Annotated in this window: 17 protein-coding genes; 2 read left to right on the top strand and 15 right to left on the bottom strand. The window is 43.9% G+C overall.

Annotated features, from left to right (window positions below):
• Nucleotides 1-278: 278 nt before the first annotated feature.
• The 14 genes from AC5GD6_RS04370 to AC5GD6_RS04305 form a co-directional block, all read right to left on the bottom strand.
• A complete protein-coding gene (locus AC5GD6_RS04370) occupies nt 279-1022 on the bottom strand; it encodes a GntR family transcriptional regulator (protein WP_061102973.1) in 744 nt (247 codons plus the stop codon).
• A gap of 14 nt (nt 1023-1036) precedes the next feature.
• Complete coding sequence (locus tag AC5GD6_RS04365) at nt 1037-1723, bottom strand: YjbQ family protein (protein WP_491846315.1); 687 nt, start codon at nt 1721-1723, stop codon at nt 1037-1039.
• Nucleotides 1724-1809: 86 nt separating this feature from the next.
• Nucleotides 1810-4320 carry a phenylalanine--tRNA ligase subunit beta gene (gene pheT / locus AC5GD6_RS04360; RefSeq protein WP_491846314.1) on the bottom strand — a complete coding sequence of 837 codons (2511 nt, stop codon included), beginning with the start codon at nt 4318-4320 and terminating at the stop codon, nt 1810-1812.
• Nucleotides 4321-4360: 40 nt separating this feature from the next.
• Entirely contained in the window at nt 4361-5428 is a 1068-nt protein-coding gene (gene pheS, locus AC5GD6_RS04355) for a phenylalanine--tRNA ligase subunit alpha (RefSeq protein WP_061102976.1), read from the bottom strand.
• A gap of 381 nt (nt 5429-5809) precedes the next feature.
• Complete coding sequence (locus AC5GD6_RS04350) at nt 5810-6622, bottom strand: HAD hydrolase family protein (RefSeq protein WP_061102977.1); 813 nt, start codon at nt 6620-6622, stop codon at nt 5810-5812.
• A 23-nt stretch (nt 6623-6645) separates the two neighbouring features.
• Nucleotides 6646-7827 (bottom strand): N-acetylglucosamine-6-phosphate deacetylase, encoded by a 1182-nt coding sequence (gene nagA / locus AC5GD6_RS04345; protein ID WP_491846313.1) that lies wholly within the window; start codon nt 7825-7827, stop codon nt 6646-6648.
• 110 nt (nt 7828-7937) lie between these two features.
• Nucleotides 7938-9107, bottom strand: a complete 1170-nt coding sequence (locus AC5GD6_RS04340; RefSeq protein WP_491846312.1) for an AgaS family sugar isomerase — start codon at nt 9105-9107, stop codon at nt 7938-7940.
• Between the two features lie 47 nt (nt 9108-9154).
• Entirely contained in the window at nt 9155-9886 is a 732-nt protein-coding gene (locus tag AC5GD6_RS04335) for a GntR family transcriptional regulator (protein WP_061102980.1), read from the bottom strand.
• Between the two features lie 69 nt (nt 9887-9955).
• A complete protein-coding gene (locus tag AC5GD6_RS04330; RefSeq protein ID WP_353585353.1) occupies nt 9956-11023 on the bottom strand; it encodes a PTS system mannose/fructose/sorbose family transporter subunit IID in 1068 nt (355 codons plus the stop codon).
• A complete protein-coding gene (locus tag AC5GD6_RS04325; RefSeq protein WP_035434620.1) occupies nt 11013-11813 on the bottom strand; it encodes a PTS mannose/fructose/sorbose/N-acetylgalactosamine transporter subunit IIC in 801 nt (266 codons plus the stop codon). The genes AC5GD6_RS04330 and AC5GD6_RS04325 overlap by 11 nt, the downstream gene beginning before the upstream one ends.
• Before the next feature lie 84 nt (nt 11814-11897).
• The gene (gene agaV / locus AC5GD6_RS04320; protein ID WP_491846311.1) at nt 11898-12380 is read right to left on the bottom strand and encodes a PTS N-acetylgalactosamine transporter subunit IIB; all 483 of its coding nucleotides are present in this window, start codon (nt 12378-12380) and stop codon (nt 11898-11900) included.
• 202 nt (nt 12381-12582) lie between these two features.
• Nucleotides 12583-12885, bottom strand: a complete 303-nt coding sequence (gene yajC, locus AC5GD6_RS04315; RefSeq protein ID WP_311439122.1) for a preprotein translocase subunit YajC — start codon at nt 12883-12885, stop codon at nt 12583-12585.
• Nucleotides 12885-13340 (bottom strand): PTS sugar transporter subunit IIA, encoded by a 456-nt coding sequence (locus tag AC5GD6_RS04310; RefSeq protein ID WP_311436416.1) that lies wholly within the window; start codon nt 13338-13340, stop codon nt 12885-12887. Before AC5GD6_RS04310 ends, yajC begins: the two co-directional genes overlap by 1 nt.
• Nucleotides 13341-14035: 695 nt before the next feature.
• Entirely contained in the window at nt 14036-14974 is a 939-nt protein-coding gene (locus tag AC5GD6_RS04305) for a hexose kinase (RefSeq protein ID WP_491846310.1), read from the bottom strand.
• Nucleotides 14975-15241: 267 nt separating this feature from the next.
• On the opposite strand from AC5GD6_RS04305, the gene AC5GD6_RS04300 reads away from it, so the two are divergent.
• Both AC5GD6_RS04300 and AC5GD6_RS04295 read left to right on the top strand, forming a co-directional pair.
• Nucleotides 15242-16093, top strand: a complete 852-nt coding sequence (locus AC5GD6_RS04300) for a class II fructose-bisphosphate aldolase (RefSeq protein ID WP_303871453.1) — start codon at nt 15242-15244, stop codon at nt 16091-16093.
• Between the two features lie 92 nt (nt 16094-16185).
• Complete coding sequence (locus AC5GD6_RS04295; RefSeq protein ID WP_491846309.1) at nt 16186-17106, top strand: 1-phosphofructokinase family hexose kinase; 921 nt, start codon at nt 16186-16188, stop codon at nt 17104-17106.
• Nucleotides 17107-17514: 408 nt separating this feature from the next.
• Here the strand turns inward: AC5GD6_RS04295 and pepI are convergent, their stop codons facing one another.
• Nucleotides 17515-18420 (bottom strand): proline iminopeptidase, encoded by a 906-nt coding sequence (pepI, locus tag AC5GD6_RS04290; RefSeq protein WP_311439125.1) that lies wholly within the window; start codon nt 18418-18420, stop codon nt 17515-17517.
• Nucleotides 18421-18465 lie beyond the last annotated feature (45 nt).

Genomic DNA, 18465 nt, shown 5'->3' with positions numbered 1-18465 from the left:
GGTGTCTCAATCCACTGACCAGAGCGATATAGTTCTACAGCATTAAGTTTAAAAACATAATCGTATTTCATACAAAACCCCTTTCACTGGTTTTGTCCAGTAAAAGGGGTACATATCATAGAGGGGGGTTATTTTTGTAGATACCTATTGATTACGTGGTTACGTGGTTACGTGGTTACGTGGCTATGTGGTCATGTACTTATAAGCTCTTCCGTGATTATAAGAATACCGAGATTGGCAGCCAAGCGCAGACCAAACAGTGTTTGTTATTCGTCATATTAGTTGCCTGTACGCTGTGTTGCATTTGAAATAACGCACCTGTTAGCAGGTAGCCACACACTTCCCCACTCAAAGGGCACGCCATTATCAAGGCGTACAAGCTGGTCTATTTCAAGCGCAGGCGCATGCTCATCAGAGTCCAAATAGGCACCGCGTTTTTTCCCTACAACGCGCGCATTGTACACAAGCTCAGAACGGCCGATTTTTCGGCCACTGGTTTTTTCTACCTGATAAAATAAGGTATGCTCGGTAAAATCCTCGTTTTCAAGACCTGGACACACGCTAATATTGACGTGACTTTCTAAAAACATAACAGGGCGCGCTCGTACATAACGAACACGGCATAAAAACAAATAGGGATCTCCTACGTCAATTTGTAAATTCTCGGCACACACAACATCGGCTGGGCGCACCTCGCGCGTAACAACACAGGTTTTGTAATCAACACCTAAATCGGTCATAGATTCGCCAAACGACAACAACTTATTAGAGGTAGGGCTTGCCATCACTGGCTGTACAACAAAAGTGCCGCGTCCGCGTTGCTGAACCAATAAACCCTCGTCTACCAGCTGTCTAATGCCTTTTTGTACGGTTCCACGCGATAGATCGAGCATCGCCATCAATTCGTGTTCAGAAGGAATGGGCTCATCTACACCCCATTCTTTAGAATAAATCTTTTCACGCACATAGTCTGAAACCTGCGCATAAAATAAATCACCTGTAGATTTTTCAAACTTTGGCATGAAAAGACCTTTCTTTACGAATAGCGCTTGTGGGCATACTCCAGTAATTTTTGTTCCATCAAATGATGTACCCGCTCAAATGTTGTATCAAAAAATTCCTGATTCAACATTGCGTAGTGCGGATGTCCATAGATATGCTCGCGTTTATTTGAAGCAACAATATCATCGACCACTTCACAAGCACGTCTGACATCATCTATATCTATTTCATACTGCTTAAATGCACGGCATTGCTGTATAAGCGCCTGCGTAAGCTCTATATGAATATCAATATCCATTGTTTTACCAAATAAGTCAAGGTCACCTTGTTTGCCAATACGCGCGCGCTCGCCTCGCGGAATATGATGTTCAGCTAAAAATACGCGCGTTGCAGCATTATAGGTATGATCTGCCATGAGGTGGCACCACGCGCCTAAAAGCACGTCTTGTGGGTGTTCATGGGTATATAAAGCCTTGTCATGAGGCACATATTCGCTTTCAAAACGATCATAATCGGGAAGCGGTACCTGACTTGGATCGGCAAAATGCGTTTTCATATACGCAATCTTTTTAGTAAGCGGTTTAACCATGTAGCCAACATACAAATCGGGCAACAAGCAACCAAAGACAAACGCTTGCTCGTTATGAATACCTAATTCCTGTTTACGATGTGCGCTCAACACACGCAAGGCATGTGCTATATGAACATTCCAGCTTGGCATATAGACCTTCTTTGAGCTTAAACTCAATACAAATCTCGTGTGCACCCTAATTTGTCGCACACGAGAAATAGTATACCGTATACAGCTTAGCTTCTTATCTCCGCTTTACAACTTCTTGTTATCTTGGCAATCAATTTTGTATGAGCTTTGTTAACTTCTTCTGAGGTAAGCGTATGATCATCACAACGATACGTCAACGAGAAGGTCATTGACTTTTTATGGGCGCCAACACGCTCCTCATCACGATACACGTCAAAAAGACGAACATCAGTTAAGAGTTTTCCACCAGCAGAACTCAAACGCTGCATAATGCTTTCGGCATCCAAATCTTCGTCTACCACAAGGGCAAGGTCAATAGATACACCCGGAAGCGTAGGAACATCTTGGTAAGGCAGTTCGTGATGCGCATGGCGAAGAAGAGCGGCGCACGATAACTCAAATGCCATAACGGGCTCAGAAACACCAAAGTTTTTGCAACTCTTTGGATGTAACACGCCAAGCCAGCCAATGTGCTCGCCTGAGCATATGAGCTCGGCTGCACAACCAGGCTGAAGCCATCCAAATGCTTGTGGATCGGCAACTTTATAACGAACTTTGGTAAGACGCAAGCGCTCGCAAAGCTGTTCAACAACACCTTTAACATCAAAGAAATCAAATGCAGGATAGTTGGCACACCACGCATCATCGGCCCATGAACCACACATAACACCTGCTACATAGACAGTCTCGGTAGGCTGACTTTTGTGCTCATGACCAAAGAACACACGGCCAATTTCGTACAAATGTACATTTTTAACGCCATGATCAAGATTGTAGGCAACACTGCGTAAGAGTCCAGGGATAATATCGCGGCGCATTTCGCTTTGATCGGCAACTAAAGGACGGATAATTTGAATGGGAACGCCTCTACCCTCGCTAGACATGCCTAAACGCTCCAAATCGGCTGGATCGGCAAAATTATACGTAGTTGTCTCGCTGAGCCCACTTGCGCGCAACGTAGCGCCTATACAACGCAGATATCGCTGCTCCTCGCTTAAACCACCTGCATGATTACGTGCTGCAGGAAGCGTTGGCGTAATATCACCTTCGCCCCACAGACGAACAATTTCTTCTACCAAATCAATTTCACGCGTTAAATCGGGACGATTAGTTGGTGCATACACAAGATATTCGCACGCATTATCCGAAGGTTGTGTGCACACATCAGCATTTTGAATATCAGACGGGTCACAGGACTTTACCGTACAACCAAGACGCTCAAGACGCTCTTTCATAAAGCTTGGATCAATAGTTTCTCCGGCAAGGTCGCACACACGCTTAGAGCGCAATTTTATGCATACGGGCTCTACAACATGTGGATACACATCAAGCAAACCTTTAGAAACTTCAGCCGACGCATATGCTTCAAATAATGCAGCAGCAATTTCAGAGGCTCGCGCGCAGCCATTAACATCAATCTGACGCTCATAGCGAATAGACGCCTCACTCATAAGGTCGAGGTTTCTGCTGGTACGCGAGATATGACCTGCAGAAAATGCCGCGCTTTCAAGCAAAACATCTTGCGTTGATTCATCAATTTCAGAATTTTTACCGCCCATAACACCTGCAAGCGCAAGAGGTGTTTGCCCGTTATCGCTAATAACGATCATGTCATCGGTAAGCGTACGCTCTTGATCATCAAGCGTAACCAAGGTTTCACCTGCGTGTGCTGCACGTACCACGATATGGCGTTTGCCATTCTCATCAGATGAAAGCTTAGAGAGGTCAAAGGCGTGCAGGGGCTGGCCGGTAAGATACATAACGTAATTTGTAATATCTACCACGTTATTAATGGGTCTGGTACCTGCAGCTATTAAACGTTTGCGAAGCCACTCGGGGCTTTCTTTAATTACAACGTTATGCAACACACGTGCTGTATAACGAGGGCATAATTGATTGTCTTCGATACGCACGTCAACAAGGTCTTGAGTAGAGCGCGTAGATTCGTGCTGAACGCTTTCAAGCGAAATGTGACACGGCTCGTTATACATAGCGCTTACTTCGTGCGCGATGCCTAACATGCTTAAACAGTCGGGACGATTAGGCGTAATCTCGCAGTCGATAACGGTATCGCGCAAGTTTTTCCACGTGCAAAAATCTACTCCTACAGGAGCTGTGGGGTCTAAAATCATAATGCCTGTGTGATCTGAACTCAAGCCCAATTCACGCGCCGAGCAGTTCATGCCACAGGATTCAACGCCGCGCAATTTACCTTTTTTAATGTGAATATCACCGGGAAGCGTTGCTCCTACCAGCGCGGTTACGGTTTTGTCGCCTTCGTTAAAATTTTGAGCACCGCAAACAACCTGAAGCGGTATGGGATTACCTTCATCATCTGTATGATATGTGCCAACGTCCATTTTGCATACAAACATATGATCGGAATCGGGATGGGGCGTTTTGGAAAGAACTTGCGATGTTACTACATGGGTAATATCGGCGCCTGTTGTATCCACCGCCTCAACTTCGGTTCCGGTACGAATAAATTCACGTACTAAATCATTTGGATCATCGGGTATATCTACTAAAGTTTTTAACCATTCATACGAGATACGCATTATAAACCTTTCAACGTAACAGCAGTTGTATTAGATGATGTTAAAATTGGCGCAAGAAGCGCATATCGCCTGCCATGAGCATGCGTAAGTCTGGCAAATCGTAGCGCAATGCGGCAACGCGTTCAACGCCAATACCAAAGGCAAAACCAGAATATACCTCGGGATCAATTCCTACATATCCAAAGACGTTGGGGTCTACAAGACCGCAACCCAAAATCTCTAACCAACCCGTATATTTGCAAAAACGACACCCACTACCTTTGCAAACACCACAAGATACATCAACTTCGCAGCTTGGCTCGGTAAATGGGAAAAAGTGCGGACGATAGCGCGTTTTTCTGTCTTTTCCAAAGATCTCTTTGCAAAAATAATCAAGCGTACCTTTTAAGTCGCCAAACGTAATTCCCTTATCAACAACAAGGCCTTCTACCTGCGTAAATTGCGGAAGATGATTGGCATCAGCGGTATCGGGACGAAATACGGTACCTGGGCATATCATATAAATAGGAGGCTTGGTATGTTCCATTACGTGTACCTGCACTCCTGATGTTTGAGTTCTCAGTAAAACATCGGACTCACCCAAAACATGGTGCTCTTTTCCTTCGGGAGCTCTATCTACCAAATAGAAGGTATCTTTTGCACTACGTGAAGGGTGATCCTCAGGAGCATTAAGCGCAGTAAAGTTATAATACGTGGTTTCAACATAAGGGCCATCTTCTACCGTGTATCCAAGACCCGTAAAAATATCCTCAATTTCTTCGCGAATAGACGAGATCAGATGTTGCGTGCCTTTTGGATACGAACGCCCTGGAAGCGTGATGTCTACTTTTTGGGATTCAAACTGTTTGAGCATACACGCGTCCATAAGCTCACTTTTACGCTTGGCGATAAGGGTGCTTACCTGTTCGCGTACATCGTTTGCAAGCTTTCCCATATGAGGACGCTCTTCTTTACTCACGCTCCCCATCATGTGCATAACTGCCGTAAGCGAGCCCTTTTTACCCAAAACTTGTACGCGAATAGCTTCGATCTCTTCTGGAGAAGATGCGTGTGCAAGACCTTGTTCTACTTCGTGCTGAATAGCTTCAAGGCTTTCTGCCATTGACATATAAGCTCCCCTTTCAAACTTTACACATAGTTAGAAATCCATAGAACTTTGTGTATAAAACGAACTTCTATATAAAAAAACCGTCCTTGTGTATCACACACAAGGACGGATAATATTCCGCGGTACCACCTTGTTTGGCAAAACGTATAACTTTTGTTTTGCCCACTTAAAATCTCGTCTCGTGAGAAAACGGCGCACCTACTTGCTTTATACATTTGCGTTATACCAAACTCAAAAGCTTTCAGATAGCTGCTGATAGAGTGAACGCATGCCTCGATGACGTAAAATCTTTCAGCCAAGGATTTTATCTCTTAACTACACCGACCGAATGGCAAAGGCATACCCTCTCCGTCATTGCATATGTATGCATCATAGCACAGCTTAGGAAGAAAAGGGCCAAATATTTTGTGCAAGCATCTCAATTGCACACGCAACACTATCGTCTTCGCACGCGCCAATGTGATAACGCGCAGCAGCTGCAGCTTCTGGCGTTGCGCCTGCAACGGCAACAGAAGCAGGTACTTTTGAAAACATGGTGAGGTCGTTACCTGCGTCACCAAAAACAACTACTTCGTCGTAGCTAATACCAAGCGCCTTGACCATGGTGTCAATACCTGTAGCTTTATTATGGCCGCTCAGCATAACATTAGAAAAGCCAACACGCGGATAGTCAAAATCAAGACCGTCTACACAACGATTAAGATGATCTATAACAGCGCGTGTGCCTTGCTCGGGCTCGGCCATGAACACATTTGTTTTGACCACGGGATGCGTTGGCATCTGAGATGTTGGGATACATATATCTGCATATGAAGGAAAATGAAGACCTAAATCCTCGCGTTTTCCTGCAACTAAATAAGGAGTTGTGTCCTTAAACACCAACATACCGCAACGCGGAATACGCTCAACTTCGCTTTTAAGCGCACAAAGGAGCTCATAGGGAATAATAATTTCTTCGATTTTTTTGCCACGCAAAAAGACCTGCGACCCGTTAGTTGCAACCGCACTTGCGGTACAGGCGCTTTCATTGGCAAACAAGGGAGGTAGTTGTCCATATACACGACCCGTACACGGACCGCATACAATTCCTGCTTCGTTTGCCAACGCTAGAGCACGTCTGGTGCGCTCGCTCACAACATGGGCGCCAAAAGGCAAAAGCGTACCATCAATATCCGAAAGAATTAATTTAATCATATACTCATCCAAAACTTTGCATATTACAACTGTGGCGCCGATTGCACGCAAGCACCTGACAAATATGTTTCCACAACATTGAGGTTGTTGTCAAGGATGTTAAAGTCTGCATGACGACCCGGTAATATTTGTCCGCACACATCATCGATGCCCGACGCCTGAGCTGCAACTTCTGTTGCCATACGTATTGCCTGCTCAGCAGTTACTATATTCCAGTCAACAATATTTTTAACCGCTTGGTTAAGAGTGAGAACCGAACCTGCAATGCTTCCTAAAGAGCCGTCTGGCATAACAAGACGAGCAAGATTATCCTGCATACGAATAGGAAAATCTCCTAACATATAGTTGCCTTCGGGCATACCACCACAACGCAAACAATCGGTAACAAGGGGCGTATGCTCCCAACCTTTTGCTTTAATAAATGCAGTTAATGCATCGGGGACAATATGCATGCCATCGCAAATAAGCTCACCATAGGTGTCACTCGACGCCATGGCACATGCAACTAAGCCTGGATTTCTATGATGAAGACCGCTCATACCGTTATACACATGTATGAATGTTGTAGCGCCAGCTTCTATACACGCAAAACCTTCTGCACTTGTTGCGTCTGAATGCCCAAGTGCGCAAACAACACCTAAATCACGTGCCTGTGCGCAATAACGCGCGGCGCCACTTCGCTCGGGTGCAAGACCAGTTCTGCAAATCAAACCATGCGCACGCTTTTGCCAACCTTTAAGAATTTCGATGTTGGGATCAATCATATGCGCAGGATTTTGCGCGCCTTTGTGCTTTTCGGTAAAGAACGGGCCTTCCAAAAAGATTCCTTCAATGCGCGCGCCCACAAAATCGTCTGAACGATTTGAACGTGCCTCATATACACTTTCACACGCACGACCAATTTGCTCAACCGTTTGCGTAAGCGTAGTTGGTACCCAGGTAGTAGTACCAAATTTTACCAAGGCACGAGACACCTCGTCTAAACCTTTGGCGTGAGCGTCCATAACGTCGTGCCCTACAAAACCATGAATGTGTGTATCAACATATCCAGGTGCTACCCAATACGTTGATCTGTCCACAACGTTTATATCTTCTGAAGGCTTCTCATGGGTAAAGCCTATAAATTCACACTTGTCAATCAGAAGATACCCGTGAGTTTCAACGCGTCCGGGAAGAACAATTTTTCCAACTTGTACCGCATACATTACTGTTTACCTCTTCTATTTGATTCAAAACTCCATATGCATATGCTTACACACATCTCACCACGTATACAAACTGTAGCAAAGTGTTAGTTCATATTCACGCGCGCAGACTATGGCAGCGGGTGAATAGTTACGCCTTTTACCACACGATTAACTGTGCCAGTGGGCGAAGGTGTATCGGGAGTATTGTTAACTTTAACAGATGTATTAAGAGCAATTGTCTGAGCAACCAAAATATACGGCAAAGCAAGATAAAGTTCGGGCAGTGCTTCCTGCGCGTTAAGGTTAAACGATTCGCCCTCAAAATTGCTAGTTTGAAGCTGCTGAATTGCAACGGTGTGAAGTGCAATATCATCGCCTGCAATTTCGTTAAGAATATCCAGGTCATATTGACGCGTATAAGCATCGTTTGAAACAAAATCAAATACCAGCGTGTGTGCATCAACAAAAGACTTTGGTCCATGACGATAACCCATTGAAGTATCAAACGAAGTTGCAATTTTTCCAGCAGTAAGCTCAAGAATTTTAAGTTGCGCTTCGCGTGTAAGAGCTCCTAGGGCTCCTGAACCCAAATAGGTGATACGCGTAAAGTCGTCTTGTAAGAATTTGCAGATCTCTTCCTCGCGATCGGTAATATTTTTACCAAGTTGAGCAATTTGCTCAACAAGTTTTTGTTTGCGAGCGTCTTCTAATGGATCAAAAATAAGTGCAGCAAGCAATAACATGCAGGTAAAGCTACCTGTCATTGCAAAACCCTGATCATTTGCAAACGGAAGCAACACGGTATATGCACGTGTATTGTTTGCACTTTGCACCGCAAGCTTACCCTCGGGAGCACAGGTTATATTAAGAAAATGAACATTGGTTGCAATCTGTTCTACACGCTCGATTGCCGCCAAGCTCTCGGGACTATTACCTGAACGAGCAAACGAAACAAACAACGTAGGGTCATCGGGGCGAATAAAATCATAAGGAGCAGACACAATATCGGTGGTTGCGCGTGCGCAAAACTCATACGGAGACGTCTGCGCCGAGCGACGCAAATATGGTACAAGCGTATCTCCCACATAAGCCGAGGTTCCAGCACCTGCAAAAATAACTCGAACGTCCTCGTGGTTTCCTTTGTTAGCAACGACGCCGTTCAAAAATGCGTCTATCTCCTGTTTGTGCTGCGTATACACGTCATAGGTTTGTTTCCATAAATCACTTTGCTGAAAAATCTCATGAGTTGTAATATGCGCACCTAGTTGTGTTAATTCCTCAGATGATTTTTTAAACATGCCATCCGCCTTCTTTCTTGAGCATACGCTCATATGGTTTTACTTACTTATTTATTTCGCACGTGAGATACAACGTATTTAAAGCTGTCACCACGTGCAACGCTTCTGGTATACTCAATAATTTGATGCTTGTCATTATAGGTGGTACGCCAAATTCTTAATACGGGAACACCTTCGCCAATGTTCAAAAACGCCGCTTCATCCATGCGACTTGTGCTTGCAAAACACTCTTCATTTGCAACAACAATATGCTGATTAAAATGCTCTTCAAGCACATCGTACAAGGGTTTATCGGTCAACAAGTTTAAGTTAATATTTGGGAAAAGCGAAACGGGTAAATACGTTGCACCTACCATCATGGGAACTCCGTCTGCAAGGCGCAAACGATTAATAACATATACATCACTGTTTAGGGGAATATGAATGTTTTCGGCAACATTGCGCGTTGCTTTTATGACGTCAAAACTCAAAATTTTGGTAGAAGGAACACGACCAAGCTCTTTCATTTGTTCGGTAAAACTGTATGCCGAAATCAGATTGGCTGCATGACTCGAAAACTCAGAAACAAATGTTCCCTTTCCATGTCGACGTACCACTATGCCATATCCTTCAAGTTCGTCTAACGCAAGCCTTACCGTTGTACGCGATAAGCCATATTTAGAAGCAAGTTCGCGTTCGGAGGGCAACAGAGCGCCAGGTGTCATATCGTTATCAATTTGTTCGCGCAAAGTATCAACCAGTTGTTGATACAAAGGCTGCTTTTTGCTTGTAGCGGTCATATATGCCCCCTATAAAAAAGGCGTGCAGTGTGCAAGGCACCGCACGCCTTAGAAATGCTTAGCACGAAATTAACCCCAAATACTTGGCCACATACCAAATGGTCCTGCACCTAGGATACCAATAATCAAAACGAGAATGATACCCTTCATAGGAGTAAAGCGACGACGTGCAAATAAATAATACAAAAGCATAACAATAGCTAATGGAACAAGCTTAGGACAAATGCTATCAAGTACCTTAGCGATATCAACATTGACCGGTTTTTGAACCATTTCCATGTAGGTAACTTCGCTCATGCCATTTCCAAGATCTTTAGCACCAGCAACAACGGTTTGGCCTTTGTCATCAACTGTTTTAAGAGGCTTACCAGCTGCGTCTTTAGTACCCGAAAGCGTAACGCCTTCGTCGGTCTTTTTAATGACGTCAAAGCTTTTAACTTCGTCGGTTTTAACAACGGCAACATGTGCAACGTATGATTGAGTTGAACCATTAGGTACCGAAAGCTTAATTTGCGTTCCGCCCATAGCAACCGTTAAGCAACCAACAACAAATACACCCAAAATAGAAGCTGCACGGGTAAATGCCTTCATGTTAGCCATCATAGAATCAATGGCCTGAGTTCCCATCTTATACGACCAGTTCATAAGGCCAAAACGAAGCGCAAATTGAACAATGTTAAAGATGAGCAGGAATAAAATAGGGCCAAAGATACTGCCGCTAATTGCCATATTAGAGCAAATACCTGCGGTAATAGGAACAAGCGTCATCCAGAACAAGGCATCACCAATACCACCAAGAGGTCCCATAAGTGATACACGGACCGCACGGATGGTAGGAATATCAACCTTCTTTTGCTCCATGGAAAGGATTACACCCATTGCAAACGTTACCAAAAATGGATGAATGTTGAAGAACTCCATGTTGTGGGTCATAGAAGTAGCAAGGTCATCTTTATCGGTATGAATCTTTTCCAAACCGGGCAAGATAGAGTAAAGCCAACCTGCAGCCTGCATACGCTCGTAGTTAAACGATGCTTGCAAGAAGCATGAACGCCATGCCATTTTGTTAAGGGTAGCTTGATCAAGCTGTGCGCCCTCGTTCAAATTTTTATAGCTTGTTTGCTCATTAGATGCCATCTTCTTCACCTCCCGCATTTACAACAACACTACCTTTAAGCTCGGTATTTTGTTGATAATCCCAATATGCAATACCAAAACCAATAAGGGCAAGAATAAGCAGAGCAGGTGTTGCAAGAACAGCAATGTTGGTAACGATAAGTGCAAGACCAAAGCCAAGGAAGTAGAATCCCCACATATCTTTGGTCATCATGAACTTAAGAAGGATTGCAAAACCAACAAAGCGCATCATACCGCCAGCGGCGCTCAAACCATTGCTTAACCATTGTGGAATTGAATCTACAACAGACTGACCAACCGTTGCACCACCAACAAAGAACAGGGTAACAACAATACCAAATACCAGGCCTAAAAGACCCATTGAAAGGTAGTTAAGATTAACAATACCTTGTGGATTGGCATCGTGAGCATATTGATCTGCCTTACTCATGAGTGGGGACATAAGCGTAAAGATCAACGTAACGCCGTATTGACCGAGCAGAGAGAATGGAATTGCAGTTGCAACTGCGATATTTGGATCGAGATGCAAAGAAATGGCAATAACAGCCGCCATAATACCACCTACTACAGCATTAGGTGGTTGTGCACCTCCGATTGGCATGTTTCCGATTGTCATTAACTGATACGTACCACCAACAATCAGACCAGTTTGAACATCGCCCAAGATAAGACCGATAACAAGACCAGTAACCAGCGGTTGATACAGTGACTCAAGGAAACTAAATTGGTCGATTGCGGCAACAAACGTTACCAAAAAGACCAATATAACCTGAATAATTGAATATTCCATCTTTGCTCCTCCTTTCAATGTATAAAAACATACATATCCCTTTTTATCGTGCATATACCCCACATATATGCACGTAAAATCCAATTAATTAAACAGCTTTGATGAATCCTCAACAGCTGTGGTAGGAACGCGTTGGATGCTTAGCTTAACGCCTAAGTCAACAAGTTTTTTGAATGCTGCTACATCGGCATCATCTACCGCAACCGAAGTTGCAACTTGACGCTTGCCTTCAGACATATGCATATTACCTATATTTAAAACCTTAATGGGAACGCCACCTTCTACCAGCTTTAAAGCATCTTCAGGTGTTTCCAGCACGAGGAAAATATGCTGACGAGGAGCAGCTTTGTGAATAACGTCAATTGTTTTTTGAAGCGAAAAATATCTCGTTGCAACACCTTGCGGAGCAGCCATATCCATAAGATGTTGTCTCATGGTATTGCTTGCAACTTCGTCGTTCGCAACCAGAATAAGATTAGCGCCTACGCTACCTGTCCATTGAGTTGCCACTTGCCCGTGAATAAGACGATTGTCAATACGTGCAAGTACAATATTTGGTTCACCCATACCGCTCACCCTTTCGGTTGTATGCCTATGAATGCTTATGCATCATTTCCTCAGTAAACGCAACCCGTATGCACAAACGCCTACGACTGCTCACACAACAAAATCTCATTGTTACCAAGCTCATAGGCGTACACGTAAATATTCATGCGTGTAGCGATGCGCGTGGCAACACAGTTTGACCTATTATCTACAAAACGAACGACTATTTGTCAAAAGTTTGTGAATCGATATATTGAATTGCATAGCGCGAAACTTCTAATACAGCACCCGACTTTACCCTGATATCACAAGTATCTGTACGCAGCGCAACTATTTCGCCAAAGATAACACCCATAACAGAAACTCTTTGGCCAACTGCAAGCTCCTTATGAAGCTCTTTGAATTCGTGCTGCTTGCGTTGTTTTAAAACGGTCATATACACAAACAAAACAAGTGCAATTAAAGTAAGAAGAACAGCAATAACTAATGAAGAAGCACCTAAAGCGTTGAGAAACATCTCACTCATTAAATACCATCTCCTTCATCAAACAGATCTAAAGAGTCTTGATTTTCTGTGTGGGTGTTGATTTGAGATGGGCTGATGTGTGCAACGCTTTCCTTGCCTGCATCTTGCGCGATCTGGGCAAGTTCTTGAGCTGAAGAGGCACTGCTTTGGGAAGAGGTGAGCTCGAGTAACATGCCTAAATTACAACCAGTTACAATTTCAACTGGCTTATCTGCTGCAGCCAACATTGCCTGATTAAATGGAGTGCCACCCATTAAATCGCAACAAACTACAACCGAACCAAACTGTGCAATTGCTTCATCAATTGCTTGTGTAAGGCGCACTCCAAATGTAGCGGCTTCATCTTCGTGAAAAATAACGGCTTGAGTTGCATTTTGAGGACCTGCAATCATTTCGAGTGCAGAGATAAGTCCTTGTGCAAAATCACCGTGTCCTGTAATAATGCAACCTACCATGTGTTTTCCTATCGCTCAACGTGTGGGACGTTCATTTTGCGGCACATCAGACATTTTGTATAACTGGTTATAACCAGCTACTCATAGTGTATAAAAGAATGTGTATAAAGTCATTAGATACAAAGTTGTGTTAGGTGAACGGACAGAAAACGCTGGCTAACGGATAACAGCAGTTCACAAGGGTTATTTTTCATGAGAAGTGCGTATAAAATCGCTATGTACACCTCATGTGCGATTATATTTTTCAGTGAGTATATGAATATGAACACCTTAAAATACAAGTTAAATGCATAAAGGTCTTTAAATAGTAATACCGGTTAGAAATATAACAACAAATCTTTTTGGAAGGTGAAATTCATCTATAAAAGGCGACCTTCGCTTTAAGCAAAAGTCGCCTTTTCCATTTATCTTATATGCAATGCGCGTTAGCTACAGTCTACTACCTACTTAACGTTGGCGTAACGCTTAAAGCATTCAACCATACCCTCAGGTGTAGTTTGCGACTGTACATCAGCTTGAAATTATCCTACAACAGTTGAGTTTTATGTTCTAGTCAATCCATAAAACTTTAGTTTCTCTGAATACCTGATAAGCAATACAGGTTACGCCCTGCAGCAATATCGGTTCGTACGTGACAATTTGAGCAGCCGCACTATCTAAATCCATGCTCATGACAACACTTCTTTAATACTTCTTTATTTAATACGTTCTACCTTGGTGTCTTTATATACGTTGTCCCATTTATCCATATCAATATGACCAGTTTGGGCTTCAAGCGCATTAAGCGTACCGCACGCGGCTCCATAGCGCAGCACGTCGGGCGCGCTCATATTTTGCGAAAGCGCATAGGCAAATCCTGCAATTGTAGAATCTCCCGAACCCGTTGCATTAACGCAGCTAATTTGAGCAGCGTGCACGCGATACACGCTTCCTTGATGGTATGCAAGCAAACCGTCTTTTCCCATAGAAATAACAATCCATGCAACACCCGTAAAACGTTCATCGCTCGCAAGCGCATGTACAAGCGCTTGGGGATTTTCGCTGGTAAAGTTTGTGTGCAGCATAGCATTGAGTTCCGAAAGATTGGGTTTTATAAGCGTTGGTTTATCCGACGACAAAAGAGCTGCTTCAAGAGCTGCGCCCGATGTATCCAACAGCACATGTTTGCGCGCAGCGGCAGCGCTCGTAATAAGATGCGCATAAAAATCATCGGGTATGCCTTGTGGCATAGATCCCGAAATCGTAACGCACGAAACATCTTGCATAAGGTGCGTAAATTTTTCCTTAAATGCCTGCGTATCCTGTGGTGTCACACAAGGCCCTGCCTCTAAAAACTCGGTTTGTTTGCCTTCGTGCAGTACGCTTATGCATACGCGTGTTTCGCCCTTTATCTGCAAAAAGTCATGAGGCAAGTCAGAGTTATCCATGAGCTGCTGCAAGTAAGAGCCCATATATCCCCCCACAAAACCAGTCGCAAGAACGCGCGCGCCCAACTCGTGCAAAACACGCGTGACATTAAGACCTTTGCCTCCTGCTGTTTTATGAGCAACTACACGATTGACATCGTCTATACAAAGCTTATCAAGCGCGTAGCTTGTATCGATAGAAGGATTAAGCGTAACGGTTAAAATCATAAAAGTATGCCTTTCCCTCAAGAAAGTGGTATGCATATAAAAACCCAAAGGAGCACAGGTCAGGGTCTATATTTAATGCCAACAGAATTTACAATTTCAATTATGTATTATGCACGACAAAGCATACATGAGATAACGCGAGATTCATAAAGTATTCTACAATGAAGGTACATTTTGTTGTCAAATGAAGTATCAAATCATGATTGCCTTGTTATTATGCCTTTTGACAGCAAAGCTCATACACGTTTTATAGGAGGTAGTGTCATCATGCTCGTTTCAACAAAAGAAATGTTGCAAAAAGCCTACGAAGGACATTATGCCGTTGGTGCATTTAATGTAGAGAACCTTGAGTTTGTCATGGCAGCAGTGCGTGCTGCGCAAGCAAAGCACTCGCCTATTATTTTACAGACAACACCTGGAACGCTGAAATATGCAAATGTTGATTATTTTAAGGCAATGGTCAGCGTTGCAGCAGAGTCGGTAGATGTTCCTGTTGCGCTTCACCTTGACCACGGCGATACGTTTGAGCGCTGCGTACAGGCTATTCGAGCAGGCTATACCTCGGTTATGATCGATGGATCACATGTTGATTATCAAAGCAATCTTGCTCTTACGACATCGGTAACCAAAGTTGCTGAGCCTATTGGACTTCCTGTTGAGGCCGAATTAGGTAAAGTGGGCGGAAAAGAAGACGATGGCCCACTTGCTGCCGACGAAAATCCCTACACCGACCCCGAACAAGCTGCAGAATTTATTGCAAAAACACATTGCACATCCTTAGCGGTAGGCGTTGGTACCATTCATGGCGTATATAAAGGTACGCCTCATATTGAACAGGGCGTTCTTAAAGAGATTAAGGCGCATACAAATGTACCTTTAGTATTGCACGGCACATCGGGTGTCCCCGACGATCAGGTTGCACAAGCTATTCAAAATGGTATTTGCAAAGTAAACTATGCAACCGAGTTGCGACAAGTCTTTACCGCTGGCTTTATGAAATATATGGGAGAAAATCCTGCATGCTTTGATCCTAAAAAACCATTTATCCCAGCTCAACAGGCAATTTTTGATATTGTTGCATCGCATATGGACAACCTGGGATCAACCAACAAGGCGTAAGGTCTACCAACAAAGCATAGTGGTCTGCTCATAAGACACAAGCGCAAACGTTATTGCTCGTTTTGAGCAAGCACAAACCTAAGGACATACCCATGATTTATACGCTCACTCCCAATCCTGCCGTTGACATGAATGTAAGCGCCGATGTTGTAGTACCTAATCGTGTTTGTCGCACCAAAGATGCAGTATATACTCCAAACGGCAAAGGCTTAAATGTGAGTTTTACCCTTCAACATTTTGGTGTACATGCTCCTATTTTAGGTTTTTTTGGAGGATTTAGCGGTACCTATATTGTTGACGAGGCACGAAAGAAGGGCTGTGACGTTTATCCCGTTATGGTAGACGGTATCACACGCATCAACCCCTTTATTTCGACGCCTACGCAAGAATATACCTTCCCTAATGCAGGCTGTAGTGTGCCAGAAGATAAACAGCACGAACTTTTACAGTTGCTGAGCTCGCTTGATGATTTAACCTGTCTTGTTGTATCGGGCTCGCTTCCTCCCGAAGTTAAACCTACCTTTTATGATGAGATTTTTGATACCCTTGCTGCTAAGCACGTAGACATTGTGCTTGATACCAGCTCTTCTCACCTAAGCCAGCTTGGTTCAAAGAAGCCGCTTCTCATTAAGCCTAACGACGACGAATTGCATGCCATTTTTGGCTATACGCTTACAGACGAAGATGATACTGTCCGCGCGCTCCATGATTTGGGCACGCAAGGATTTCAAAACGTATTGTTGACGCTTGGTTCGCGCGGCGCGTACTTTTTTAATGGAACACATGTTTGGTATGCAAACGCACCAATAATTAAGCCTTATTCTACGGTTTGCGCAGGCGATGCTACGCTTGGGTGCTTTTTGGCATCATATGTGGTGCATAAAGCATCTGTTGAGCAGGCTCTTACAAACGCAATGGCATGTGGCGCAAATGTTGCTATGTCTGCAGGTTTAGGTACGTTTTCGCGCATGGACGAACTCAAAGAAGCTGTGCATGTAAAACAGGTAGACTAGCACCTATGTTGATAAGGTGAGATTAGACGTTAGAACACGCGTTATAATTCATAGGTTGTTGCATAAGAAATCGGGTATCTGCTGTAAGCGGACACCCGATTTTCTCACTATTTTTGCTCATTATATGAGTTAGATTGAAGGCCTCTGCACATAAGAAAAGCCCCTGCACATAAGATAGATTTGTACAGATACAAAGACTAAAAAGCCGTTGATTATTTACGACGGCGCATTACCACACCAGCTACGATTAAACATATTGCAATAATAATACCAATAATGACAGGTGCTTGCGTACCGCTAAAAATATCATTAGTTACAGCTATCATAAGAATCTCATTTCATATCCTACAAGCTTGTCCTATAAGGTCTGGTAAGCAAATAAGTAACCTCACACAGGCACACATTATACTAGTTGGTCATGAAATCACAAATGACACTCAGATAATGCTCGTTATTTTCGGCGTAACACATGTGCCTACAGCCTTCAAATAATTCCCAGCGTGCGTTTGGAATACGATCAAACATAGTCTTTGCAATAAGCGGTGTACACTCGTCATCTGTGCCGCTGATAATGAGCGTTGGCACCTTAATGTGGTGCAAACGATCAATCACGTTCCAATCTGCAAGCGTACCCGTTGCCGTTAATTCGTTTGGGCCCCACGCAACTACATAGGATTCTTCGCCACTTTTCTTAGGACGACGCAAGCATTCGGGCGCAGTTTCGTCGTATGTTAAATCGCAACAATGCATAGTCATAAAATGGTCTAGAGCCTGGGTATATGCACGGCCAGAAAAGTCCTGCGTTTTTTCGGCATTCATAAGCGCACTGTATTCAAGCGCAGGAAGCATACGCGCAAGACGGTGCTGCTCGCGCGCCCAAAGTTGCGAGGACGGCAATGTAGACGACAAAATAAGGCCTTGCAACCCCTGCGCGTTGCAATCAAGCGCAAAGCTCTGTGCCAGCATACCGCCCCATGATTGGCCTAACAGATAATATTTTGACAAACCAAGGTGACTAATAAGAGCTTCAAGCTCGTTTTCCCATGTGCTCAGTTTCCACAAATCGGGGCGATTTTCTACATACGACTTGCCACATCCCAGCTGGTCATAGCTGATAACCGCACGGCCACGCAGAGCCACGGGGTCAAGGAGTTCCATATAATTGTGGGTAGAACCAGGTCCTCCGTGAAGCGTAATCAGCGGTGCTTTACCAGAAGTTATGTCACCCGCAATGCGGTAGTACGTTTTATAGCCCATAAAGTCCATCGTGTTTTCGTGAACTTCTATATGGTCGTTTAACTGTGATGATGGCATCTTTTCTCCTTTTAGTTATTCTTTAAGCTGTTCTTTTAGCTATTC

The organism is Fannyhessea sp., from assembly GCF_986145555.1.
This window is presented reverse-complemented; position numbering and strand designations above follow the sequence as displayed.